Genomic DNA, 25,337 nt, shown 5'->3' on the forward strand with positions numbered 1-25,337 from the left:
CGCTTGCATCAGTCCAGGCGCATGACCTGGAAGACGTTGCCCTCCGGGTCGCGGCCGTCGTACATCTGGTACGCAAACCCGGCATAGCGTTTGAGTTCGCCCACGTGTACGCCTGCGTGCTGCAGTCGCTGCCGATGCGCGGGCAGGTCGGTGGTGATGGCGAATACCAGCTTGGTGGCGGTGTTTGTCGCATTCGCTACGCTACTGGGTGCACGCGCCGACGGCTGCTGTCGGTAGGCTTCGCCCACCCGGTGCAGTGCCAGTTCGATGCCGCCGGCTGCCAGCACCACCCACTCGTCGGCGATCTCCTCGATAACGGAGAGCGCGAAGGACGTTTGGTAGAACGCCTTGACCGCCGCGACATCGTGCACGTAGAGGATGAGCCGGACCAACGCGATGGACATGTTGCAGGCCTCCCAGGGCGCACGCCGATGCTGAGCGGCCAATCGTAAGCGCTTGGGGTGCCGGCCGTGTGGGACGCGGTGACACACGCCGCGCCTGCGCCGCAGCGGCATGTCAGTCCTGTAACGAACGGCGGTGGGTGGTGCGATGCATCGCCTACAATGCCGCCATGAATGAACAGCGTGATCCAGGCGATGCAGTGATCGCCATCGTCGGTGGTGGCGCGTCCGGTGTGCTGGTTGCGCTGCAGCTGCTGCGTCAGGCTGTGGCGCCATTGCAGATCGTCATCATCGAGCCGCATGCGGTGCTTGGCGAAGGCGTGGCGTATTCCACGACGCGTGCCGAACACCTGCTTAATGTGCCGGCTGCGCGGATGAGTGCGCTGCCGGAGCTGCCCCACGACTTTGTCGATTACCTGCGCGCGAACGCCTGTTGCCCCGAACTGGACGATGCGCAGCTGCTGCAGCGGTTCGTGGGGCGCCGGCATTACGCGCCGTATTTGCGCGAGCGCTTGCAGGCGGCGCGTGCGCGCAGCCCGGCAACGCTGCGCGTTCATTCCGCTCGCGTGCAGACCCTGCAACCCGCTGCCGGCAGTGCGCTGCTGCAGCTGGACGATGGGCAGGTGCTGCAGGCCACCACAGTGGTGCTGGCAGTGGGCAATGCGTTACGACCGCTGCCGTTGCGCGGTGCAACCGGGTTGTCGCGCGCGCAGCGTGTTGAAGCTTGGGATAGCGAGGCTGTTGCGGCCTTGCCGCCAGACGCGGCGATCTGCATCGTCGGCTCTGGGTTGAGCATGGCCGATACGGTGGTGACGCTGGCGGCGCAGTCGCATCGTGCGGCCGTGCATGTGGTGTCGCGGCATGGGCTGCTGCCCTTGCCGCAGGCACGCGGCGGCGTGGCGGCATTCGATCCGCAACCACTACTGGCAATGCCGCTACGCGCGCGCATGCGCACACTGCGCCAACACGCGCGCACCGCCGCCGCGCAGGGCCTGCCGTGGCAGAGCGTGATGGAGCGCATCCGGCCGTTGAGCCAGGCGCTGTGGCAGACCCTGTCGGGTGCCGATCAGCGCCGTTTCCTGCGGCATGTGGTGCGCTATTGGGACGTGCATCGGCATCGCATCGCCGCACCGGTGCATGCGCAGCTGCAAGCGATGCAGGCGCGCGGGCAGCTGCATGTGCATCGCGCGCGGCTGGATGTGGCCTTCGAGATGGGCGCTTGCTTACGCGTGAGCGCCGGGGCCGCCCGTGCCGGCCATGCGTTGCAGCTGGATGTGCAGACGCTCGTCAACGCCACCGGTGTGGAAATGCGCGTGCAGGCGATGCGCAACCCGCTGCTGCAGCAACTGCTGGGCCAGGGCATTGCGGTGGCCGGGCCGCATGGGATCGGGGTGGATACCGCCGCCGATGGCAGCTTGATCGATGCCGATGGTCGCGCCGATCCCAGGATGCGGGTCATCGGCAGCCTGCGCATCGGCTCGTTGTGGGAGAGCCTGGCGGTGCCGGAGTTGCGTGAGCAGGCAGCGGCGATCGCGAGGGACGTGTTGCTGCAGCTGGAGCGCTGATAGGCGCGCGGTGACCGGAAAAGCAGCTTGGCTGCCTTCTCCGGCCGCGATATTGGTCTCTTCCAGGGGCGAAGGCGACGCATAGCGCCCGATGAGGGTGCAAGCGAAGCCTCGGGTGACCCGCAATGCGTCGTGGCTGCGCCTCGTGCCCTCACCCCAACCCCTCTCCCGCAGGCGGGAGAGGGGCTCTGCCACGGCGAGCATCCGCCTGCGCTCTTGCAGGCGGGAAAACAATCAGCGTCCTGGCTTTTCTTGCAGGCGGCAGAGCAACCATTATCCTGCCTTCCCCCGCCTGCGGGGGAAGGTGCCCGCAGGGCGGATGGGGGCAGCAATCCCAACCGCTTCATCGCAATCTCAGCCGCAGCGACGCCACAACCGGTAAAATGCGCCGGTGGATGTCTCTCATTTGCTCGATCATTTAAACCCCGCCCAGCGCGAGGCCGTTTCCGCGCCGCCGGGGCATTACCTCGTGCTGGCCGGTGCCGGCTCCGGCAAGACGCGCGTGCTGATCCATCGCATCGCCTGGCTCAACGAAGTCCAGGGCGTGCCCAACCACGGCATCTTCGCGGTGACCTTCACCAACAAGGCCGCCGGCGAGATGCGCCACCGCACCGACCTGCAGCTGCGCAATGGCAGCCGCGGAATGTGGATCGGCACTTTCCATGGGCTCGCCCATCGCCTGTTGCGTCTGCATTGGCAGGATGCGCGGTTGCCGGAAGGCTTCCAGGTCATGGACAGCGACGACCAGCTGCGGCTGGTCAAGCGCGTGGTGCAGGCGCTGGAGCTGGACGAGAGCAAGTATCCGCCCAAGCAGATGAGCTGGTGGATCAACGAGCAGAAGGACGAAGGCCGGCGTCCGCAGCACATCCAGCCCGAGCCCAACGACGATTGGACCGAGGTACGCCGGCAGGTCTACGCGGCCTATCAGGAACGCTGCGACCGCTCCGGGCTGCTGGATTTCGCCGAGCTGCTGCTGCGCGCGCACGAACTGCTGCGCGATACTCCGGCCTTGCTGGCGCACTACCGCTCGCGTTTCCGCGAAATTCTGGTGGACGAGTTCCAGGACACAAACGCCATCCAGTACGCCTTCGTGCGCGTGCTGGCCGGCGAATCGGGCAACGTGTTCGTGGTCGGCGACGACGACCAGGCCATCTATGGCTGGCGCGGTGCCAAGGTCGAAAACGTACAGCGATTTTTGAAGGATTTCCCCGGCGCGCAGACCGTGCGGCTGGAGCAGAACTACCGCTCCAGCGCCAATATCCTGGGCGCGGCAAATGCGGTGATCGCGCACAACCCGGACCGCATCGGCAAGCAGCTGTGGACCGACTCGGGCGATGGCGACCCGATCGATCTGTATGCGGCCTACAACGAAGTGGACGAAGCGCGCTACGTGGTCGAGCGTGCACGGCAGTGGGTGCGCGACGGCGGCAGCTATGGCGAAGTGGCGGTGCTCTACCGCAGCAACGCGCAATCGCGCGCGCTGGAAGAAGCGCTGATTTCCGAGCAGTTGCCGTACCGCGTGTATGGCGGCATGCGCTTCTTCGAACGCGCCGAAATCAAGGACGCGTTGGCGTACCTGCGCCTGCTCACCAACCGCAGCGACGACGCTGCGTTCGAACGCGCGGTCAACACGCCCACGCGCGGCATCGGCGACCGCACGCTGGACGAGGTGCGCCGGTTGGCACGCGCCAGTGCGCTGTCGTTGTGGGAAGCGGCGATGCTGTGCACGCAGCAGAACACGCTGGCCGCACGCGCACGCAACGCCCTGGCCACCTTCCTCAGCCTGATCGGCCAGCTGCATGCCGAAACCGGCGAGATGGAACTGGCCGAACGCATCGACCACGTGCTGATGCGCTCGGGTCTGCGCGAGCATTGGGCCAAGGAAAGCCGCGGCGGGCTGGATTCGGAATCGCGTACCGAGAACCTGGACGAACTGGTGTCGGTCGCCTCGCGCTTCACGCGCCCCGACGACGAAGACAGCCAAGGCATGACCGAGCTGGTCGCCTTCCTGGCCTATGCCTCGCTGGAAGCCGGCGAAGGCCAGGCGCAGGCCGGCGAAGAAGGCGTGCAGTTGATGACGCTGCATTCGGCCAAGGGCCTGGAATTTCCGATCGTGTTCCTGGTCGGTCTGGAAGATGGCTTGTTCCCGAGCGCGCGCTCGTTGGAAGAAAGCGGGCGGCTGGAAGAAGAGCGTCGCCTGGCATACGTGGGCATCACCCGCGCGCGGCAGAAGCTGGTGCTGTGCTACGCCGAATCGCGCCGCATCCACGGTCAGGACAACTACAACGTACCCTCGCGCTTTTTGCGCGAAATCCCGCGCGACCTGTTGCACGAAGTGCGCCCGAAGGTACAGGTCTCGCGTACTGCCTCGCTGGGCGCGGCACGTGGCGGGCCGGTGCATGGCGTGGTGGAAGCGGCACCAATCAAGCTCGGCGCCAACGTCGAACACCCCACCTTCGGCGGCGGCGTGGTGGTCGATTACGAAGGCGCCGGGGCGCACGCCCGCGTGCAGGTACAGTTCGACGAAGTGGGCGCCAAGTGGCTGGTGATGGCCTACGCGAATCTGACCGTGGTGTAGTCAGGGGTTCATTCGCCTGCGATTGCATTGACCTCAGGAGGCGAAGACGGCACGCGATTGCAACGTGCGTGCGGCGGAAGGAGCCGAGCACTGGTGATGTCCCGCGTCGAGCGGACTGCGCGACTGCTGCGGCAGATAGGCCACCTGTATTGCTGCCGTCCCGCGCCTACATTTCCCAACTGAAGGTTGAGTTGATCTGCTTGCCGTTCACGGTAAGTGTCGACTTGTTTGCGAGCACGACCAGGGTAAAGGCCGGCACGCGCTTGTCCTCTCCTGCGTAAATCAGGCGGAGGATTCTGCGCTTGGTATCGAACGTCTTGACCTGGAAATTGCCCCACAATGACACGCCCTTGCTGTCGCCGGGCGCGTAGAAATGAATGCTGGCGATGACGGGACGACGGTCGCTGCCGACTTCGAAGGTCATCGAGTATCCGCCGCCTTCGAACGAAAGTGAGGAAGTTGCGTGAGCAGGTGTGCTGAAGCATGCCCACAGCAGCAACGCAACGCAGGCGGCTACAAATCGTGTCATGACGTCATCCTTGAATGTGGTCGTGCTGGAAAGGCACGGTCAGGAGTATCGATGCGCGCATAGCGGCATTGCAACGCATGCGGCAAGCAATGCAAGGGCGACACAGCAGCCACGCGGCTGCGGCCGATGCTCGAAATCCGCATTGGCCGTTTCCACGTCGGTGCTGAGCGCGCCAGTCGCTTCAACGCATCGCCCGATCGTGACGATCTGTAAGCCGCTTTGAGCCGGCAATCGGGGCCATTGGTGCATCGCTCGATGCGCGCGGTACTCCATTCATGCCACCCTCGCACAACTTCATTGCAAATGGGCACGACCGCATGCAGACAGAAAAACAGAAAATGCTGGCAGGCGAACTCTACAACGCTACCGATGCGCAACTGCAGGCCGATCAGGCGGCGGCTGCGGAGTGGATGACACGCTACAACGCGACCGGCGCGCAGCCATCCGCGCAGCGGCATGCATTGCTGGTCGAGCGGCTCGCCGAGGTGGGGGCGGGTGCGGTGATCCGGCCGCCGTTTCATTGCGATTATGGCTACAACATCCGTCTGGGCGCGGGCGTGTTCCTCAACTTCAATTGCGTGATTCTGGATATCTGTCAGGTAGACATCGGCGATGGCACGCAGGTGGGCCCTGCGGTGCAGTTCTATGCTGCCGATCATCCGCGCGATGCCGCCGGACGTGCCAGCGGGCTGGAGTTTGGTCGGCCGATCCGCGTTGGGCGCAATGTGTGGATTGGTGGTGGGGCGATCATCCTGCCAGGCGTCAGCATCGGCGACGATGCGGTGATCGGTGCTGGTGCGGTCGTTACGCGCGATGTGCCGGCCGGAGCGACCGCAGTGGGCAACCCGGCGCGCGTGCGCGCACCCCGGCACGCTGCCGATGATGTGCCCACCGATTGAAAGCGACGAACAGGAGCAGCTACGAAAACGGGCGTGCAGCTGTCAGACGGACGCGGCCGGTGCGCGATGCAGCTCCCGCGCGAACAGTGCAGTTTTGAACGCGTTACCGGCACCAGGGTGATGGGTCGCTCGCCAAACCAGATGAGCCGCTTCAATCGCGACAGTCCGTCACGTGCAAGATTGAGTTGTATCAAGGTCTGCGTTGCTGAGTGCTGTCAATCTCAACTCGCCGGCGAGGCCGTCGGTCTATGTGGGAGGTCATCATGTACAAACGAATCCTGATTGCCATCGATGCATCCGAGCTGTCGCATCGCGGCTTGTTTCAAGGCCTGGAACTGGCCAAGGCCACCGGCGCGAAGGTGGATATCGTCACCGTGTCCGAGCCATGGGCGATGGGCATGTACGACGCAATGGGCTGGAGTGTCGGCTACGAGGCAAGCCCGGAATACCGCACCGAGCGCGAAGCGGCCGCCGAGAAGATCCTGCGTCCGGCACTGGAACTGGCCGCCGCCGCCAACATCAAGGCCACGTCACGGCATGTGCTGGATCGCTTCGCCGCCGAGGGCATCGTGCAGGCCGCCAAGGAGTGCAAGAGCGATCTCATCATCATGACATCGCACGGCCGACGCGGCATGCAGCGCATGCTGCTCGGCAGCCAGACAGTGGAAGTGCTGACCCATAGCTCGATTCCGGTGCTGGTGATTCGCTGATTCGCGGCACCGCACCGCCGCGACATCATTGCGCGCTGTTGGTTGAGCGCTACGGCGCAGCGTCTGTCTTAGGACGCGCGCTCATCACGACCCTGCACCTACAACGACGCGGTGCAGACATTGCGCGCCAATCGCCGCGCGCTAGCGTCGGGCGTAAAACCCAGTGACTAACGATCCGCATACTCCAGCTCAATCGCGCGTGCACGCGGCGGCTGGCGCAGCGCTTCGGTATGCACGAGCGGAGCGCTGTGCAGCGGCAACATCCCGGCGCGCACCGGAGCCTCCGCGCGTTGGGTGTTCTGGTTCAGTTCGCGCATGAAGCGCCACATCGGTACGTAGTGACCACGTCGTGGTGTGGGCGCATGCGGCGCGGCGCGGCACTGGCGACGCCACTGCATCGGCGGCATACCGAAGCGCTGCTGAAATGCACGTTGAAACTGCCGCTCGGACGCAAAACCCAGTTCGTACAGCAACCAGGTCAGACTGCAGTCCGGGTAGGCCTGCAGATAGCGGTGTGCCATGCTTAGCCGCTGTTCGCGGATATAGCTGGCCACGCCGCCGCGCGACTGAAATAAGCGGTATAGCGATGCGCGCGACAATGCGAATGCCTGCTGCAACGACTCGGTGCCCAGCTCCGCCTCACCGATGTGCTGCTCGATGTAGGCCAGCAGGTCGATCATCAGCGGTGCATGCGCCTTTATGGCCGAGGCCGCTTGCGGGACGATGGCGCTGTAGTAACTGGTGTTGCTCATGCGGGTGCTGCCTGCGGCCCACTCCCCGGGGCCTGTCCCTTGGTCAACCGAGAAAAGCGGCGCCAACCCATCACGCCTCTTCCACAAAGTTGGCGCTCGATCACGCATCCGCGTATGCGTCCACACGACCGAGGCGATTGAGACGATTTGTCGGGTGAGCCCACAGGCGCATGTCTATCCACGCCGCAGCGCTGAGAAAGCGTCATCGCACGGCCTGCCGCTTCGGTCCGCGTGGTGCGCGGCGTTTGCGGGGTAGCCCGCAGCACCGGCGTCGCGCTCAGGCTGCAGGCACCACGCCGGGCCGGCGACATCCAAGCCATCAGGCAGCACACGTGCACCGCGCGGTGGCGCAACGGACAAGCTCAATCGGAGCTCAGGCATGGCCAGCAGTCAGAAGTGCATCGTCCGCAATCGGGCGCCACGCGTGCAGATCGAAGACGACGTAGAGGTCTACGGCGCGCAGAACAAGGTGCAGATTCCGTTCGTGATGGGGGTAATGTCGGATCTGTCCGGCGCCAACGCCGGCGAGCTGCCCTCGCTGGGTGAGCGCAAGGCATTGGAGATCGATGTCGACAACGTCGATAGCCGCCTGCAGTCGATGCGCCCGCGTGCGCGATTCAAGATGCCCAACACGCTTACCGGCGAAGGCGAGCTGGCGGTGGTGCAGGACCGAAACAAGCGAGCAGGGAATCGCGACCCGAAGAAGGATGTCGGGTTCACTTTCCAAGCCGACCTGATCCCGTGTCGGGGCGTCTGTCAGCGAAGCATCGATGCAGGACTGCTGGGATACAACGACGCATCGCTGGAGATCCAGGCATGTGTGGTTATTGCAGGTGATATCGCTGCTCGTCGACGTTGCTTGAATAGCGCACTGCCGCGCACAACGGCTGACTGAGACGTTCTGCCGGGTGCGGTTGCCGGGGTCCGATACGGTTGGTCCCGACCATCACGTCACAGGAAGAAAAGCATGGGCATTTCCAATAGCGGCGTTCTCAACATCGTAGCCGCCACGTACGGGTTGAAGGACGTCACCGCGCAGGTGGCGGCGCTCGTCAACCGCAACGCCACCCCGCAGACGCTGTCGGTGGTGGCGAACAATGCGACCTTCAGCGACACCTGGCCAAATCATGCCAAGGTGCTGACGCTGGTCTACCGCTACGACGATGGGACAACGCGCACGATGGCAGTCAAGGAGGGCGCGACGCTGAGTGTCGGAGGGACTGAGTTCACGCAGGCTGACGCGCAGGTGGGCGATATCGCCGCTACCGGCCCCGTCCTCACGATATGGGGCGCGAGCTATGGTCCGGCGGATGTGACTGCCAAGGTTCAGGCCCTGGTGGACCAGAGCAACCAGACGCTCAACATCACCGCCAACAATGCGACCTTCACCGATACGTGGCCGAACAACGTCAAGACCTTGGTGGTGGTGGCCAGCTATACAGGGCAAGTGCCATTCATCGACATCGTGGTGGAAGGAAGCCCGTACGCCTTGAAGTATCGTCCGCATCTGCAGGTGCTCAGCGCCTTCTGGGGCCTTCAGGATGTGACCGGCATCCTCCAGGCGAAGGTCAGGCAGCGCCACGTGAGCCTGCAGGCGTCCAACGGAGTGTTCGGCGATGGCTGGCCCGGTAACGCGAAAACGCTGTGCGTGATATTCCAGTACGCCGACTACGCGCCGCAGTCCACCATCATCCAGGAGGGCGGCACGCTCGCCATCGACTACACGGCATCCACGCCCGCCTATACGCCGCCGGTGGATCCGGCCGCACTGAACATCATCGCTGCCAGCTACGGGCGTAGCGATGTGACCGCAAAGGTCGCCGGTCTGATCAGTGGCCAGGCACTGAACATCACTGCCAACAACGCCACCTTCGGCGACAGCTGGCCAAATGTCGTCAAATCCTTCGTCGCCGTGTACAGCTGGGGGTCGGCGGCGATCTCCAGCATCGTGGTGCGTGAAGGACAAGCGGTCGCGCTGACCCGCCCGGAACCCGCCTTCGCGATCGACCAGAACTTCGTGTCGATGGCAGGGCTTTTCGCCACTGGCGACGAGATCAAACTCAGCGCCGCGGCCGGCGGTTTCTGGCAGGTGGGCTCGAACCAGCAGATCCTCGCCAGCGCCGGGTCCAGCGCCGCGGCGGAGACCTTCACCCTGTCGATTCCGAACGCGACCGGCTCGCCGATCGTGCAGTTGCGCTGTAGCGACGGCAGCTACGTGCAACTGGGTGCCGACGGCACCCTGCATGCCGGCGGCAATGCGCAGAACGCCGCCAACCTGGTGCCGTCGCTGCAATCCAATGGCGCCTTGAACTTGGGCATCGCCGGCGGCGCTCCGTTCGTGGCAGTGGACGCCAACAACGCGATCGTGGGCAGTGGGAGCTACAGCCCCGATTTTTCGACCTGCTTCAGCTTCCTGTTCAATCCCACCCAGGTGGGACTGGACAACCATCTCAAGGCGTTTGTCGGCAATGACCTGTCCACCGAGGATCTGAACCTGGCGCTGGTCAAAGTGATCTGGGATCTGACCGGTGGGTGCTTCCTGGCGATTGGGTTGGGACCGTTGATTGGCAATGCCGACAGGCTTGGTCCGGGGGTCTACCGGTTGCTAGAGGGCTATCCCAGCGTCATGCGTGCGATCAACGGGCTGGTTGCCACGGTCGGCAACAACCGGACCGCCTCGGCCGGCGCGTTGTTGACGGTGCTGGTGGCCGTCTACGAAGCCGGCGTGTTCATGCCGTTGCTGCGGCTGGTGCTGAGTATGGCCGGGTGGTGGGGACTGTCGATGGCGCTGGTCACCATCCTCACCAAGGTGCTGGGCGGCGCGGCGAGCGCCGGCGCGACGGTGGCTGCAGAGCTCATTACCAGCTTCGCCATCTGGGCTTATCAGACGACGATGGACGTGCTGGCCTACGTGGCCTCCACCAGCGCTGGGGCGGCCTTCCTGATCGCCGAGGAAGACGCTGTTTCCGCACCGTCGTTGTTGCTGGAGGCCTGATTCGCATCCATGCACCCACCACGTCATTGCGACGTGGTGGGTGTTGGTGCTGCGCTGATGGGCGGTGGCGATGTTTGCCGAGCAGCAAAATGGGCCAGCGTGTTTTATCGACATCAGTTGGACACCCACTCAGCCGTGCGCGCTGCCGGGTGGTCACGCACGTCCAAGCATCGCGTCGACCGAGGTGCAGCCCACAAAACTCCTGCGCAGCCGCCGGACGGGCGCGACCGGTGCTCGGAATCACTCATGCAATGCGGCTCCTTCGCGCTGTCTGCGCTCACCTGACGACGGCTGGCTACTTCGTTAGCCGCTCAAGAGGACTCGGAGAAGAAAAAGTGCGGTGGATTGACACGTGAAGGAGGTCTGTCGGGTGGGACGTCTGTGTCCGGTAAGCAGGAGGATGGCGAGGCGTCGGATAGCTCTTTCATGTGGCGCTGGTGTTGAGACTGCGGCAGGAATGGCCGGGTGGGCAGGCTGAGGAATCTTGCCGCATGCATTGCTGGAGTGGATGGTCTACAGCATGACCCATGCGCACCGCACAAGCGGCGCAGCGCCGCAACCCCTGGATTGGGCGCGTGTGCGTGTAGGCAGCGATAACGCAATACGGTCGTGTGCGAAGCGCGACGCGAAATAGTCCCATCGGGGCTGAGACAGCCGGACGCACCGTCGGTCAGCAGCGGCGCGAACGCGGCACTCCCCCGGTATCTCCGCGATGCCGCACACTTGCTACCTGGTCGAACACAGGACGAAGCGATGGCACGGCGATACGGATGGAGCGGAATACTGGTGTGGCTTGCAGCCTTCGGCGCGGTGGCGGCCGGTCCAACGCCCGGCGAATACAGCACCAAGCAAGGCTGGGGCAGCCTGCAGGTCAGCGATAAGGGCGGGGCGCGCCGCTTCGAGATTCTCACCGTGGGCGCCAACGGCCACACCTGTTCGTTGGCGGGCACGCTGCAAGGCGACAAGGCGCAAGTGAGCGACGCTGGCGACGCGCCTTGCAATCTATCGTTCAAGCCGGTGGCGGGCGGCTTCAGCATCGCCGCACTGACCCAGGACAGCTGCCGTGACTACTGCGGCATGCGCGCCGGTTTCGAAGGCGACTATCTGCAGTTGCCGGCCGGCTGCACCTCTGCTGCCAGCAGCCGACGACGTGAGGCGTATTTGCGCGACTATCGCGGCAAGCGTTATACCGAAGCGCTTGCCGGCATGCAGGCATTCGCGAGCGAGTGCGGCGAGTTTCTTGACTGGCTCGATCGCGACCGTTTCGCCAACGATCGCGCCCTCACCCTGCTGCGCCTGAACCGCCCGCAGGAGTGCCTGGCGGCGTTGGACGGGACCATGGCGGGTCGCAGCCGCGACGAGGACTCGTTCCAAGCGGAGCTGGACAAGAACAGCACGATGCTCCCACCCAGCGACTGGGATGCGTACCTGCCCATCGCCAAGTCCACCTGGTTCAATCGCAAACTCTGCGAGGCGGCCAAGCGCTGAGCTTGAGAGGGTTTGCCTTGCTGTGCGCACGTAGGCGCCTGGGTGCGGCGGCGTGCCGATGGTCGTTTGTGCGTGACCGAGATGATGCTGGAATCATTGATCGCCATTGCGTTCATTGGTGATCACCGCCGCCGTCACCTCAGGCAGCCGCGCGATGGATAACGGTGCAGGAGAAAAGAGTCAGAGCCATCTATCCAAACAATAGGGTCGGAGTGATTTACAGCGGGATTCACTCTGACCTGATAAGGACGCCAAACAGCAGGCGCGCGCGCTCTTTGCTGCAATCGGTGGTGCACAGGTGCTGGCCGTGGTCGATCCGACATCAAGCTGTTCGATACGTTGATCGAACGTTATCAAGCCAGTGGGCTATTGCCGAAGTGAGTGACGCTTGCCAGCAGCGTAGTCACTCCGCGGAGGGCAAGCGCCGCAGCATCGCGGAGAGATGATCAAGTCGCGGAATCAAATGATCGTCGCCCGCGTCCAGGCCGAGCTGGCCGATGCGGTCTTGCCATGCGGCGGTGGCCGTTGCCATGTCGGCAGGCAGCCCGAGCGCGGCGACGGTGACGGCCACTTCGCGCATTTCTGCAGCGCGTCGAATGCCGTGCACCATCATGCGCTCCATGTTGTAGCTTGCCTGGATGCCGAAGTCGCGCTGCGTGGCGGAGGCATTGAGCGAAGCGATCACCTGGTCTTCGACGCCGGCGCGGCGTGCGGCGATCAGGCATTCGGCGCAGAGCGCCTCGATGCCCTTGACCATCACCGAGCGCAGCATCTTGATGGACGAGGCCTGTCCAACGGTGTCGCCGGCTGGCTCCGGGCGCATGCCGAGCGATTGCAGAACGCCGAGTGCGGCTTCGATATGCGGGCCGCTGATCAGCAAGGGCACGCGGTGCCGTTGGGGTAGCACAGGCGCCATCACGGCGACATCGACGTAGCGCGCGTTGGCGGCTTCGATATCTGTGGCAGCGGCCTTCTTGGTGTCAGGTGCGCAGGAGTTGCAATCAAACCACAGCGTGCCGGCGCGCAATGACGGTGCCGCGGTGCGTGCTGCGGCGTGCGCGCAGTCGGCGGTGACCAGGCTGAAGACAACATCGGCCTGCGCAACTGCCGCAGCGGCCGTGTCGCATCCGGTGACGCCGTGCTGTCGATAACGGTCGAGCAAGGTCTGGCGTGTATCGGCCTGATCGGTCTTGATGTCGTAAGCGGTGATGCGCGCAGGAGCATCCACTGCCCAGCCTTCGAGAAAGGCGCAGGCCGCTTCGCCGAAGCCGATGAAGGCGATGGAGCTGCTAGGTGTAGCCATGCGATCAGTCCTGCGCGAGGGGTTCGATGGAACGACGTGCCCGATTGGAGTTCTCTACGAGGCTAGCGACAGCCTGGCGTTATATCGCCACAGCGCTGACACGACTTAGCCGTATGCATTGCACGAGCAAAGACATCGCTGCCTAGGTCGTTGGGATTGCGCACCTGCGTCGCTGCAGCAGGCGGCAACCGTTGCGAAGGGGCAGGCAGGTCCTCATCCGCGACCACTTCAGCATGCACGCACGCAGACCATGGGCCGGGACGCGAATGGATGCGCGCTGCGGCGAATGCGGCACGTCGGAACAGCGGAATGCGGATGCGCGCGTCAACATTTCAAAGCCGCCAGCCGATGTCGGGCGCTGCTTATGTCGTGCGTCGTATCGGCACGGCTGCATGGCTGGATGCCCGCTATGCGAACGCGCAACGTCTCCTTCGCGTAGAAGGAGAACCTCATGCCCAGCGTGTTGATAGCTGGCGCTGCCAAGCAGGCCCGGGTTGCTGCTGCATGGCACGCGCATGCGCGGCAAGGGCAGCACGGCGTTGTCCATGCCGTGCTGTCCTGCTATGCGCAAAACGTGCAGCCGGTCTTTCAATCCTTCCGATAGATCACACCAAGCTTGTCGATTTCATCGTCGGCGCGGCCGGTGAAGCCGGCGATATGCCAGCCGGTAGGCGCGGTGAGGGTGTAGCGCTCGTTGGTCGGGGTGCCGGCGGCGATGCTGCGGCCCTGGTTGGTGGCCAGGCTCAGCGAGAACAGACGGGTGCGGCCGTTGTATTGGCCAAGCGTCACGGTGGCCGAAGTCAGCGTTTCGCCGCTGCGCAAGGCCAGGGTGGTGGCGGTGCCGCCGCTACCACCGTGGGCCAGGGTGGCGCCGCTGTCCAGGCTGGCAGCCACCGCATCCAGGCGCTCGGCACCGCGCAGGGTGACGCTGCGCAATTGGCGTTGATGCGCACCGCCGGCCACGTCGTTGAACGGCACGCCATGCGGTCCGCCGAAGCTGTCGCTGGTGCGCACGTCGGTACCCACCGCCCAACCGAACTGCGTATACAGCGGGTAGTGGTCCGACAGCGGCTTGCCGGCGCTGTCGTAGAAGTTGCCCGGGTCGAGCTGGTAGCGGTTGGCGGCCAGGGTCAGCTGCGGCGCGGCGCGGTACAGGATCTTGTCGACGACCTCGCAGGTATTGGTCGGCGGCGTGCCGCATAGCAGCGGTGCGGCGCCGGCGGCCGGGGCGTTGCCCTTGATCAGTTCCAGCCACGGGTCGATCAGGTTGTTGCTGGCGATGAGCTCGCGGATGTTGTCTTCGCTACGGGTGTAGCGGGTGTTGGAGTCCATCATCACCAGCAACGGGTTGCCGGCCGACCAAGTACGGATGAATTGCGAGAGCTGGGTGATGTTGGCGCGTCGTGCGGCCAGGTCGGCGGTTTCGGTACCGGCATTGGGATGGGCGTTGTACACGTCCAGCAACACGCCGTTGTCCAGCCGCACCTGCATGTAGCTGAAGCCCTTCGGCGTGAGGCAGTCGGTACCGTTGCACTTGTCCCATTTGACCCGGGTGAAGTCGTTGAAGGGATAGTTGCTCAGCGTGTTGAGGCCATCGCCGATGGCAGCACCGCCGCTGGTGGGCGTGCGGTAAGGGTGGGTGTCGCCGGCGTAAAGCGTCGCGTGGTAATTGAAGTCCTCTTGCACATGGACCAGCGCATACGGCGCCAGCTTCGGTGCCAGCAGCGCCGTGTTGGTGGCGGGGTTGCTGCTGGAGATGCCTTCGGGTAGGCCGGCGACGTTGTAGGTAAGCACTTCGAGGACGCCGACGCTGGATTGCGCGTGGGCGACACCGGCGCAAGCTAGCGTCAAACCGATTCCGACGCTGAGCAGAGAACGAAGATGCTGGAGCATGATGACCTCGTGCGGTTGGGGACAGCGAAAGGACGCAGAGCATTGGGCCCAACGCTTTGCGTGTTGGGGGGATCAGTGGTCCATGGCGAGCGGGTCGAGTGCGGCCTGGACGATGTGGGCGAACTGCGGCAGCGGGCAGTCGTAGGCCGGCGTGGCGGTACTGCAGCCGGCAATGAAGATGGCCGCGCTCGGCGGCGGTGCTTGCAGCGTCAACGCTTGTCGTTCGCGTAGCTGCGTCAGGCTCTGCGCGGTGTAGCGCAGGCGGATGACGCGTTGGCCGTCGGCACGTCGCCAGCGCTCGAACACCAGCGCGCCGCCGGGGACGGTCTGGTCGGGTTGGTAGCCGGGCAATTGCCAGTGCAGGTCGAACATGCCGGCCAGCAGGGTCAGGGTGCCGTCGTGGCCGGACACCACCACCAGGCGCGCATCACCGCCGATGGCGTCGGTCGCGGTGTGTGCTTGGCTGCCTTGCTGCAGCGTGGCGAGCAGACGTGCGGCCAACGGCGTGCTGGCCAGGCGCGCGACGGTTGGCGCGCGCAAGCGCAGCGCGAATTCGGCCTGGTGCGGGGCAAACACACGCAGCAGCGTGGCTTCGTCCAGGCCTTGCCAACCGAGTGCGGCGAAGTCCTGTCCATCGGCCCAGCCCATCAGCAGGCTTTCGGTGATACCCGAGGCGGCTGCGGCAGGGCCATCGATACCGGGGATCGACGGTCCAGCATCATCCAGCCCGGCCGGCACCGTGGTCAGGCGTCGCTTGTCGGGCGCGGCCTGGGCGGGGCACGGCCGTTGCGTGCATTGCAGCAGCAGTTGTTCGAGCGTTTCGATCGCATCGGCCTGGGTGGCGTTCCAGGCCTGCGCATTGCCACCGATGCGCCCTGCAATGGCCGCCTGCATACGCGCACGTGCCTCGGGTTGATGCAGCACAGCGGTGCCATCGAACAACACATCGGAACTGCCGGTCGGCACGTGATGCACCGGGTTGGCGCACCCGGGCGTCAATGTGCTGGCCAGCGCTTGCGCCGAGGCAATGGTGCGTTGGGTAAGGTTGGCCCAGTAATAGGCCTGGTTGCAGCCATCGCCTTTCAACACACCAAGCGCGGTGTAGCGTGCGCGGTAATAGTCGCCGAACAAGCGCTCCAGCTGCGCGCCGTTGGCGGTGAGGTGACCGGCCGGCACGCCGAAGTGCGGCCATGCGTGCAGCGAATACTGGCTCAGCTGTTCGGGGCTGGACATCGCCGCACGCACGCCGTGGCGCTTGAGGATCACCACTTTTTCCAGCGTGTCGGGCGCGTCGGTGGCATGGGCAGGGGTGAGCGGTACGAGCGCAAGCCCGAACAGGGCGGCAGTGCGCCGAAAAAAACGCAGAAGCATCGGCAGATCCAGGACGAATGGAGCGAAGAGACCAAACCAGCGCAGTGGTGCGGTGGCGGCCGTGCGCGAGCGCGACGACCGCCAGCTGCGCATGCAGACGCGCTTAGAAACGTGCGCGCAGACCTACCGACCAGGTACGGCCGTAGTCGGTGTAGCCACCGAACAAGTGGTCGCCCACGTATTGCCGCTGTACCTGGCCGGTGAGGTTGATGGCGTTGACGAATACCGACAGCGTGTCGTTGACCTTCCAGGCGACGTTCGCGTCCAGGCTGCCGAAGGCAGCGCTATTGAGCGTGGCGACGTTGGCGGTGCCGACCGCGTTGACGATGTTGTCGCTCCAGCTGTAACTGGCGCGCGCCATCAGCGGGCCCTTTTCGTAAAACACCACGGCGTTGTAGGTGTTCTTGGCCACGCCTTCCAGACTGTCGGTGAAGCGGCGCGTGCCGTCGCGGTAGGTCGCCTGGCTATCGGTGAAGGTGTAGTTGAGCTGCATGCCCAAGCCGTCCAGCGGCGCCGGCAGGCCGGTGAACACTTGCTGGTAGGCCAGTTCCACGCCCTTGACACTGGCCTGGCTGCCGTTGGTCTTGGACGAGAGCAGATAGGTCTGACCCTGGTAATCCAGGTAGGACAACTGGGTCTGGATGAAACTGGAAATATCCTTGTAGAACACACCGCCGGTCAGCGCCGAAGTGCCATCGATGTACCACTCAAAGGTCAGGTCGTATTGCCAGGCTTCGAACGGACGCAGTGCCGGATTGCCGCCGCTGGCGGTCAGCACTTCGCCGCTGGAGTTGAAGGTGAGCTTGGACGACAGGTCGGTGAGATCCGGGCGGGTGATCACCTTGGCTGCGGAGGTCCGCAACACCATGTCATCGCGCACGTCCCAGGCGGCGTTGAACGACGGCAACGCGTTGGTATAGCTGCGCTGGAAATGCACCGGCTGGGCGGCGCCGTTGAGATCGGCATGGCCGTCGGTGGTCTGCTCGGTGCGCACCAAGCGCACGCCCAGGTTGCCGCGCAGGTCGCGTCCGGCCAGCGCGCCGCCGAAGTCGGTCATCGCATACGCCGAGCCGATCTTCTCGCTCACCTCGTAGGAGTTCTGCAGGTCGGCGCTATTGGGTGTGCCGCTGAGGTCGGCGGCGGTCGGCCAGTCGCCCCAGAACGGCGCTTCGATCGGCGCCAGCCACTGCCGCGGCAGTGTGCCCTTGCCGTCGACCAGCATGTCGCTCACCGGCAGCGCGGTGAAATAGCTGCCCGGAAAACGCACACCGGCGATGCGGTTGAGCAGCAGGTCGGCACGGTCGTAGGTGCGCGAGCGCTCGCGGTACTTGGCGCCGAATTTGATATCGCGCAGCCAGCCATCGCCGAGCGTGCGTTTGGCGTCCAGCTGCAGTGCGTCTTCCTTGTCGCGCGCATCGATCTCGCGCCATTCCAGCCGGCGTCCGCTGACGCTGGCCGGATTGGTCGGATCGAAGCCATTGGTAAAGCTCCAGTTCGGCACGTTGTCGTCGTCGGCCTGCGGCATCTGCACCCGCATCGACAGATTGGTGCCGCTGCGCAGACGCGTGCGGCGAATCGGGTCGGAGTCGTAGCTGTGCGCCTGCGAGTGGAAGGCCACTGCGCCGAGCGTCCACACATCGCCATTCCAGGTGCTGGACAGGCGCGCGCTGCGGTTGTCGTCGGTGATGCCGGAGGTTTCGCGCGAGACCTGCACCTGACCATTGCGATAGCCGAAACCGGTCACGCCGCCATGGTCCACCTGCAGGTTGCTCATCTTTGCCACGCCGTCGAAGCCCACGCCCAGGCTGTATTCGTCGTAGTGCACCGTCTGCTTGGCATACAGCAGGTCCAGATTGGTTTCCCAGGCGGCATTGGGGCGCCATTGCAACGAGGCGGCGACGCCGGTGCGCTGGCGCTGCTCCAGTTCCAGCGTCGGGCGCAGGCCGGTGGGCAGGTAGGACGCACCCGGCGCACCGGGCACGCCGTTGGGGTAATAGTCCCAGCTCACTTCGTTGACGCGGTCCTGGCGCAGGCTGCGCTGTGCATACGCGCCGGACACCAGCATGCCGAAGGTGCCATCGGCATTGACCCAGTTGAACAGGCCGGACACGCGCGGATCATTGGCATGCGTGCGTTGCGCCTGGCTGGATTCCAGCGAGGTGTTGAGCAAGGTCTTGCCCAATTCCAGCGGGCGGAACGTGCGCACGTTGACGATGCCGCCGATGGCGCCTTCGTCCAGATCGGCGGTGGGGCTCTTGATCACGTCCAGGCCGGAGACCAACTCCGCCGGCAAGGTGTCGTAGCGAAACTGGCGGCCGGTCTGGCCGGAAGTACGTACGTTCTCATTGACCGCCATGGTCTGGCCGTTGAGCGTAGTCACCTGGAAATTCGGACCCAAGCCGCGCACGCGCACGTACACGCCTTCGCCGCGGTCGCGCACGATCGACACGCCGGGCACGCGCTGCAAGGCTTCGGCCACGTTCTGCGCCGGCAACTTGCCGATATCTTCGGCAGCGATGACGTCCACCACGCTATCGGCATAGCGCTTCTCGCGCAGCGCGGCGCTGAGGCTGCCGGCATAGCTGCCCAGCACCTGGATGCTATCCAGTTCGCGCACCGGTGCACCGGGGGCGACCGGTGTGTTGCTTGGCGCAGCCGGCACCGCTGCAGCCGGCGCTTCGCTGGTCGCCGTGTCCGGTTCGATGGTCACCGTGGTGGGCGTGAGATAGCGGTAGCGCAGGCCGGTGCCATCGAGCAGTTGTTGCAATGCCTGCTCCGGTTCCGCGCCAGCGGTGGTGCCGCGACTCCGGCGCTCGGCGCCGACGCTGGCCGCGTAGACGAATTGCAGACCGGTCTGGCGCGAGAGCGTATTGAGCGCGCGTGCCAGCGGTTGTGCAGCAATGGCATTGACCGCGACGGTCGGCGTTTGGGCGCCGGCAGCGCCGGCATGCAGGGCGAGGGCAACGGACAGAAACAGGCAGCGGCGCATCATCACATCCAGCGAGAAGGAGAAGGGGCGCCGCACCAAACCCGCAGGTCGATGCGGCGACTACCCCATCTACGAGGCGCGACAAGCCGGGTCGGGCACCGTTTTTTGATGAATTTTCTGTGACACGTGCAGCGGCGGTGGATTGCGCGCAGGCCAGGTGGTGCGCGGCGAAAACCGAGGCATCACTGCCAGCCGCCGATTGCATGGGTTGTTGCTGCGCGCTGCGTGGCGCAAGCGAGAACACACGATGCGAGGTCGCGTGGGTGCGACACAGCGAGGTGTTGGCATGCGGCAAGCCCACGCCGCGCGAGCCTGCAGCTGTCAGTTGTGCGCGCACGTTGGCGCAAGCCAGGCGGCTCCGCTGACGGTGTGCGCTATTGGGTGGTGGTCACCGAGGGTGCGTGGCTGACGATGTGCAGCGCATCGGCGTGTTGTTCGAGCCGCAGGCCGGGCTGCCGCGCGAGAAACGCCCGCAGACCGGCGAGATCGTCGCTGCGCAGATTGCCGGTTAGCCGCAACGCGCCGGCATGGGCATCGTCGATGTGCAGCTGGATGCGATTGAGGCGGTTGAAGTCTTCGGCCACATTGCGCAACGGCTCGTCGCGAAACACGATGCGCTGCTGCTGCCATGCATGCATGCTGGCGACGTCTTCGTTGCTCAGTTCGACCTGGCCGGCGCCATCGATGCGCGCGCTCTGTCCCGCTCCCAGATTGGCCAGCATCGGCTGCGCTGGGCGGTCGGCGCGCCAGACATGCACGCGCCCGGCAGACACGTCGATGCGTGCCTGCGGTCCGTGCAGGGTGATGTCGAAAGCGGTGCCGATGTCTTCCACGCGCAGGCCGAGCGCATGCACCTGCAGCGGGCGCCGGTCCGGTGCCACCTCGAAGCTCGCCTGGCCCTGCAGCAATTGCAGGCGGCGCGACCAGTGCGTCATGGTGGCCTGGATGCGCGTGTGTGCATTGAGGAACACCACGCTGTGGTCGCTCAGCTGGACGCGGCGTTGTTCGCCATGCGCGGTGGCATAGGTGGCGTTGCGCGGCCAGGCCCAGCCACCAACGACCGCCAGCAGACCGAGCATCGCGGCCAAGCCGACATGCCAGTGCGGCCGGCGCGGCACCGACCGCGGCTGGGCATTGCCTGCTGCAGCGACGGCAGGACGTGGCGGCAACGGCAGTGCCACCACATTGCGTGCCAGCTCAGACGCGCGCTGGCGATCGGCCAGCAGCAATGCGTCGACATCCAGCGCCATGGCATCCAACGCCTCGCCGAGCGCGCCGGCGACCCGCGCCACTGCCAGGTATTCGCGCACATGCGCCGGCGAGGCGGTTAGCCAGTCCATGAAGCGCGCCTGTTGCTCGGCGTCCAGCACCTGCATGCGCTGGAGCGCATGCCAGTGCGCCGCTTCCTCGGTCAGGCGGCGTGTGGCCCACGACGATGCGCTCACCACCACTGTTCCCCACTCTCGGCCAATGCTTGTCGACACGCCGACAGGCCACGCACCACGTATTTCTTGACCATGTGCGATGACACGCCCAAGCGCTCGGCGATCTGCTTGTAGCTCAAGCCGTCGCGATACTGCATCACCAACACCGCGCGGACGCGCTCGGGCAGCCCGGCCAGCACGGTCTGCAGACGTTGCTGGCGCTGTTGTCGCTGTGCGCTGTCTTCGACATCGTCGCCAGCCACCAGCCGTTGCGCGAACTGCTCCATGTCTTCGATGCGCAACGGTGCCTGCTTGCGCCGCGCGGCCTGCTCGCGCGCCAGGTTGACCGCCACCGTATAGAGATAGGCTTCCGGGTTGGCGATGGCCTGGCCCGGCTGCTGATGCGCACGCAGCAGGCGCAGATAGGTTTCCTGGACCAGATCTTCGGCGTCCTCGTTGGCGCCGCGGCGCACGAAGAAGCCGCGCAAGACTGGACCATGCTCGGCGAACAAGCGCGCCCAGGCGCGCTTTGGATGTGCAGACACCCGAACCTCCCGCCGATTGCAGGGGCGCAGGCTAGCGGCGTCATATGACGTCGGGGTGACGCAAGCGGTGCCGATGACCGGGCCGCGGCACCGCAGACCGGTGCCCACATCCTGCGCAATCGCCGCGGGCGAGTGACATTGCGGCAGCATCCCAAGACCACGCTTGGCCTGGCCACAGGCCGGGCAGACAGCGACAACCCCGCATCGCCCCGGCCTCCTCTGCGCTGCCGGCTGCCGCGGTGGGCGGGGATCTAAATGGTTACCGAAGGCGTGTTCCGCGCTGGCGCCAATGCGGGATACTGCGCTTCCACGCAGGCGAGATGGGCTTCGATGTCCGAGCTGCCGATCACCGAGTTGTTGCAGGCCTGGCAGCGCGACGAACCAGGCGCGGGCGACGCATTGGCGCGCCAGGTCTATGAGGTGCTGCGGGGCACCGCACTGCGCGAACTGCGGCGCGATGCGCGTGCCGGGTTGCAAGCCACCGAGCTGGTGCATGAGGCGTGGATGCGGCTGGAGCAGGGCCAGCAGGCTTTTCGTTCGCGGGCGCATTTCTATTCGGTGGCGGCGCTGCAGATGCGCCACTTGCTGGTGGATCTGGCCCGGCAGCAGGCCAGCGCCAAGCGCTTGGGACAGGCGGTGACACTGACCATCAGCCTGTCCGATGGCGCCGCGCGGCCGGAGGCATTGATGCTGGTGGCCGATGCCTTCGACAAGCTGGCCCAGGTCGATGAGCGCAAGGCCAAAGCATTCGCGTTGACCGAACTGGTGGGTTTCAGCGTGGCCGAAGCGGCCGAGCAGCTGGAGGTGTCGGTGCCCACGCTGGAGCGCGATCTGCGCTTTGCCAGGGTATGGCTGGCAGCGCAGCTGTGAGCCCTGCGGCCACCTCCTGGCAGCGCTTGGAGGCCGTGTTCCACCAGGCCTGCCAGTTGCCTGCCGCCGAGCGTGAGGCGTTTGCGCGTGCGCAGGCCGGCGACGATGCGGTGCTGCGCGACCAGTTACTGGCGATGCTGGCGGTGGAAGCGCAGGCCACCTTGCGCGTGCGTGCACCCTTGAAACAGGCCGCCGCCGCATTGCGTGGACCGTTGCCGGAACTGCCGGCCGGCACGCGCTTCGGTGCCTGGGCGATCGACCGCCTGATCGGCGCCGGCGGCATGGGCCAGGTCTATCTGGGCCACCGCGCCGATGGCGCGTACGAACGCGAGGTGGCGATCAAACTGGTGGCTGCCGATGCGCTGGATGCGCAGGGCCGTGCCTTGTTCGAATTTGAATGCCGGCTGCTGGCGCAGATGGTGCACCCGGCGATCGCACAGATTCACGACGTGGGCACCGACGCGCACGGCCAGCCGTATCTGGTGATGGAGTACCTGCGCGGCGATCCGATCACCTGGTGGTGCGACGAACACCGCCTGTCGCTGCATGCGCGCGTGTTGCTGATGCTGCGGGTAGGCGAGGCGGTGCAGCACGCGCATCAGAAAGGCGTGATCCATCGCGATCTCAAACCCAGCAACGTGCTGGTCAGCGAGATCGATGGGCGGCCGGTGCCGGGGGTGATCGACTTCGGTATCGCCATCGATGCAACCAACCCCGGCATGACCTCCGCGCACGATCGCGGCACGCCGGGCTATATGAGCCCGGAGCAGGCACGCGGCGCACAGGATGTGGACGCGCGTAGCGATATCTACGCACTCGGGGCGATGTTCTACGAGTTGAGTTGCGGGCTGGCGCCGGTGGCAGGAAGCGATGGTTTGCCGCAGCCGCCGTCGCAGCGTGTCGCTGCGATACCCGCCGACGCACGTGCGCGGATCTGTGCGGCACGCGCGACCACCCATCAAAAATTACACGACCAACTGCGCGACGGACTGGATGCGATCGTGCTGCGGGCGTTGCAACCGCAGCCGGGCGCGCGCTACGCATCGGTGTCCGCGTTACTGGACGATCTGCATCGCTGGCTGGATGGTTACCCACCGCGCGCCTTGCAGGCGAGCCGCTGGCTGCGGCTGCGTAAATTCACCCAGCGTCACCGCAGCGTCGCCGCCGCCGGTGGCCTCGCAGCGATTGCCGTGGTCACCGGCGTGGGCGCCACGCTGTGGTCCCTGCAGCAGGCTGCGCGCGATGCGCAACGCGCGCAAGTCACCGGCGATTTCATGAGTTCGGTGTTATCCAGCGTGGACCCCGGCGTTGCGCGGGACCTGGACAAGACCCTGATGCTGCGCGTGATGCAGCAGGCCTCGCAGCGTGCGGCGCGCGAGCTGGCCGACCAGCCCGATGCGCGCACGCAGGTGGAACTGACGCTGGGCCGCACGCTCATCGCGCTGGCCGATTATCCGCAGGCGGTGGCGCATCTGCGCATTGCACAGACCCTGGCGCAACAGACCGCCGGCGCAGGCAGCCTGCCGGCGTTGAAGGCGGCTTCCATGCTGGGCCAGGCGCTCACCGGTGCCGGCAAGCCCGGCGATGCCGAGCGCGTGTTGCGTCAGGCCATGGCGCAGGCAGCACGCGGCGATGCGCAACGCCAGGCCATCGGCAACGAGTTGCGTGCGCGCTTGGCGTGGGCGCTGCGCGAGCAGGGCCGCATGCGCGATGCGCTGGCAGAAAGCCGGCATGCCTATGTCGCTGCGCTGGCCAATGCAGCCAGCAGCGCGGACCAGCGCATCGACGCCGGCAACAGTTACGCCGCCATGCTGGCCGATAACGGCCAGCTGGTCCCGGCGATCGCCTTGCAGCGTAGTCTGCTGCGCGAGCGCATGGCCATGCGCGGGCCGGAGCATCCGTTGGTGATGTCGATGCGCAATAGCCTTGCGGTATTCCTGCTGATGCAGCGCGACTTTGCCGGTGCCGAAGCCGAACTCGTCCCGCTGCTGCGGGTGACCCGCGCGTTGTATGGCGAGAACGCCGCCGACACCTTGATGATCGAAGGCAACCTGGCCGGCGCCTTGCGGCAACAGGGCAAGGTGGCTGACGCCGGGCCGTATTACCGTAGAGCGATGGAGCGCGCGCGCGCCGCTTTCGGTAACGATGCACCAGCCACCATCACCTATCGCAGCAATCACGCGTTCTGGTTGCTGGACGACGGCCAGGTAGAGGCATCGTTGGCCGAACAGCGCGATGCGCTGACCGCATCGGAGCGTGTGCTGGGGCGTGCGCATCCACAAACTGCCGAGATCTTGCGCGGCATGTCCGAAGCCGAGCGCAGGCTGGGCCAGACCGTGGCGGCCCGCGATCACGCCCAGCAGGCATTGCAGATTCTCACCGGCATTTTTGGCAATGCGGACGAGCCGCTGCGCGCCGCACGCCAGACTCTGGCCATGGTGATGCCTGCAACGCCGCCGGCCGATACCGCCGAGGCAGAGACCACCACCTCGGTGGCGCGGCGCTGAGCCGCATTGTCGGGTTGCTCGTGCGGCCTCGCTGGATCGTGCGGCGCATTGCCACTGCCAACGTGTGCCGACGCAACCTGCCGCGCGCCTGACCGCCGCCAGGCGCAGGGAGTGACCCTGCGCACCATCCTGCCGAGTCCGCCAGGCGGCGCCAGGGGGGCGCCAGATCACGCGCAGACTGCCCAACGCGCCGACAGTCTGCGCGCCGGTCAGCTCAGCGGCAGCGCTGCCGGGGCGGTCACGCTCACCGGCAGCGACAACGCCATCGACGTGCCCGGCGACTTCAGCGCGCAGGGCCTGGACCTGGTCAGCCACCGCACCCTGCTGGTCAGCGGCCGTGTCGATGGCGGCCCCTCGCTGCGTCTGCGCAGCGGCGGCGACCTGCAATCGAGCGGTCAGCTCAGTGGCGCCGCCAACTGGTGGCGGGCCGTTGCGGCTAACGGCAACGCAGCGGAGATAAAAACACAACGCCACCGAGCGTCGAAGCCTGCTTCTGCTCTACGAATCCCACTCCCGAA

At 65.6% G+C, this 25,337-nt stretch carries 17 protein-coding genes, 1 other RNA gene and 2 pseudogenes; 11 read left to right on the forward strand and 9 right to left on the reverse strand.

Annotated features, from left to right (window positions below):
- Positions 1 to 8: 8 nt before the first annotated feature.
- Positions 9 to 404: a VOC family protein gene (locus M0D43_RS12450; RefSeq protein WP_252164867.1), complete on the reverse strand. Its 396-nt coding sequence runs from the start codon at positions 402 to 404 to the stop codon at positions 9 to 11.
- A gap of 167 nt (positions 405 to 571) precedes the next feature.
- Between M0D43_RS12450 and M0D43_RS12455 the strand changes: the two genes are divergently transcribed.
- The gene (locus M0D43_RS12455) at positions 572 to 1,966 is read left to right on the forward strand and encodes an FAD/NAD(P)-binding protein (RefSeq protein ID WP_252164868.1); all 1,395 of its coding nucleotides are present in this window, start codon (positions 572 to 574) and stop codon (positions 1,964 to 1,966) included.
- A 391-nt stretch (positions 1,967 to 2,357) separates the two neighbouring features.
- On the forward strand, positions 2,358 to 4,544 hold the full coding sequence (gene uvrD / locus M0D43_RS12460; RefSeq protein WP_252164869.1) for a DNA helicase II: 2,187 nt from the start codon (positions 2,358 to 2,360) through the stop codon (positions 4,542 to 4,544).
- Positions 4,545 to 4,710: 166 nt separating this feature from the next.
- On the opposite strand, the gene M0D43_RS12465 is transcribed toward uvrD, so the two are convergent.
- Positions 4,711 to 4,968: a hypothetical protein gene (locus M0D43_RS12465; RefSeq protein WP_252165048.1), complete on the reverse strand. Its 258-nt coding sequence runs from the start codon at positions 4,966 to 4,968 to the stop codon at positions 4,711 to 4,713.
- Positions 4,969 to 5,390: 422 nt separating this feature from the next.
- On the opposite strand from M0D43_RS12465, the gene M0D43_RS12470 reads away from it, so the two are divergent.
- Both M0D43_RS12470 and M0D43_RS12475 read left to right on the forward strand, forming a co-directional pair.
- The gene (locus tag M0D43_RS12470) at positions 5,391 to 5,972 is read left to right on the forward strand and encodes a sugar O-acetyltransferase (RefSeq protein ID WP_252164870.1); all 582 of its coding nucleotides are present in this window, start codon (positions 5,391 to 5,393) and stop codon (positions 5,970 to 5,972) included.
- 263 nt (positions 5,973 to 6,235) lie between these two features.
- On the forward strand, positions 6,236 to 6,682 hold the full coding sequence (locus tag M0D43_RS12475) for a universal stress protein (protein ID WP_101364930.1): 447 nt from the start codon (positions 6,236 to 6,238) through the stop codon (positions 6,680 to 6,682).
- A gap of 167 nt (positions 6,683 to 6,849) precedes the next feature.
- Here the strand turns inward: M0D43_RS12475 and tagK are convergent, their stop codons facing one another.
- On the reverse strand, positions 6,850 to 7,500 hold the full coding sequence (gene tagK, locus M0D43_RS12480; protein WP_252164871.1) for a transcriptional regulator TagK: 651 nt from the start codon (positions 7,498 to 7,500) through the stop codon (positions 6,850 to 6,852).
- A 313-nt stretch (positions 7,501 to 7,813) separates the two neighbouring features.
- Here tagK and M0D43_RS12485 point away from each other — a divergent pair.
- From M0D43_RS12485 to M0D43_RS12500, 4 genes and pseudogenes are all read left to right on the forward strand, one after another.
- Positions 7,814 to 8,095 (forward strand): annotated as a pseudogene (locus M0D43_RS12485) (type VI secretion system contractile sheath small subunit); the annotation flags it as partial.
- A 306-nt stretch (positions 8,096 to 8,401) separates the two neighbouring features.
- Positions 8,402 to 10,429, forward strand: a complete 2,028-nt coding sequence (locus M0D43_RS12490; RefSeq protein WP_260807242.1) for a hypothetical protein — start codon at positions 8,402 to 8,404, stop codon at positions 10,427 to 10,429.
- Positions 10,430 to 10,664: 235 nt separating this feature from the next.
- Positions 10,665 to 10,738, forward strand: a non-coding RNA gene (locus tag M0D43_RS12495) — sX9 sRNA.
- Between the two features lie 444 nt (positions 10,739 to 11,182).
- Positions 11,183 to 11,917 carry a hypothetical protein gene (locus tag M0D43_RS12500; RefSeq protein ID WP_252164873.1) on the forward strand — a complete coding sequence of 245 codons (735 nt, stop codon included), beginning with the start codon at positions 11,183 to 11,185 and terminating at the stop codon, positions 11,915 to 11,917.
- 403 nt (positions 11,918 to 12,320) lie between these two features.
- Here M0D43_RS12500 and M0D43_RS12505 read toward each other — a convergent pair whose 3' ends face one another.
- The 6 genes from M0D43_RS12505 to M0D43_RS12530 all read right to left on the reverse strand — a co-directional run bounded on the left by M0D43_RS12505 (position 12,321) and on the right by M0D43_RS12530 (position 21,442).
- The gene (locus M0D43_RS12505; protein ID WP_252164874.1) at positions 12,321 to 13,220 is read right to left on the reverse strand and encodes a DUF1932 domain-containing protein; all 900 of its coding nucleotides are present in this window, start codon (positions 13,218 to 13,220) and stop codon (positions 12,321 to 12,323) included.
- A gap of 588 nt (positions 13,221 to 13,808) precedes the next feature.
- On the reverse strand, positions 13,809 to 15,113 hold the full coding sequence (locus M0D43_RS12510; RefSeq protein ID WP_252164875.1) for a jacalin-like lectin: 1,305 nt from the start codon (positions 15,111 to 15,113) through the stop codon (positions 13,809 to 13,811).
- Positions 15,114 to 15,185: 72 nt separating this feature from the next.
- Positions 15,186 to 16,484 carry a histidine-type phosphatase gene (locus M0D43_RS12515; protein ID WP_252164876.1) on the reverse strand — a complete coding sequence of 433 codons (1,299 nt, stop codon included), beginning with the start codon at positions 16,482 to 16,484 and terminating at the stop codon, positions 15,186 to 15,188.
- 103 nt (positions 16,485 to 16,587) lie between these two features.
- A complete protein-coding gene (locus M0D43_RS12520) occupies positions 16,588 to 19,476 on the reverse strand; it encodes a TonB-dependent receptor (RefSeq protein WP_252165049.1) in 2,889 nt (962 codons plus the stop codon).
- A gap of 371 nt (positions 19,477 to 19,847) precedes the next feature.
- Positions 19,848 to 20,918 (reverse strand): FecR family protein, encoded by a 1,071-nt coding sequence (locus tag M0D43_RS12525; RefSeq protein WP_252164877.1) that lies wholly within the window; start codon positions 20,916 to 20,918, stop codon positions 19,848 to 19,850.
- A complete protein-coding gene (locus M0D43_RS12530) occupies positions 20,915 to 21,442 on the reverse strand; it encodes an RNA polymerase sigma factor (RefSeq protein ID WP_101364927.1) in 528 nt (175 codons plus the stop codon). Before M0D43_RS12530 ends, M0D43_RS12525 begins: the two co-directional genes overlap by 4 nt.
- A gap of 330 nt (positions 21,443 to 21,772) precedes the next feature.
- Between M0D43_RS12530 and ecfK the strand changes: the two genes are divergently transcribed.
- The 3 genes and pseudogenes from ecfK to M0D43_RS22180 form a co-directional block, all read left to right on the forward strand.
- Positions 21,773 to 22,312, forward strand: coding sequence for an ECF-type sigma factor EcfK (gene ecfK / locus M0D43_RS12535; protein ID WP_101364914.1), 540 nt, complete (start codon positions 21,773 to 21,775; stop codon positions 22,310 to 22,312).
- Positions 22,291 to 24,819 (forward strand): serine/threonine-protein kinase, encoded by a 2,529-nt coding sequence (locus M0D43_RS12540; RefSeq protein ID WP_252164878.1) that lies wholly within the window; start codon positions 22,291 to 22,293, stop codon positions 24,817 to 24,819. The genes ecfK and M0D43_RS12540 overlap by 22 nt, the downstream gene beginning before the upstream one ends.
- 183 nt (positions 24,820 to 25,002) lie before the next feature.
- Positions 25,003 to 25,286: pseudogene (locus M0D43_RS22180) on the forward strand (hypothetical protein); the annotation flags it as partial.
- Positions 25,287 to 25,337 lie beyond the last annotated feature (51 nt).

Source organism: Xanthomonas prunicola, from assembly GCF_025266575.1.
Lineage (GTDB): Bacteria > Pseudomonadota > Gammaproteobacteria > Xanthomonadales > Xanthomonadaceae > Xanthomonas > Xanthomonas prunicola.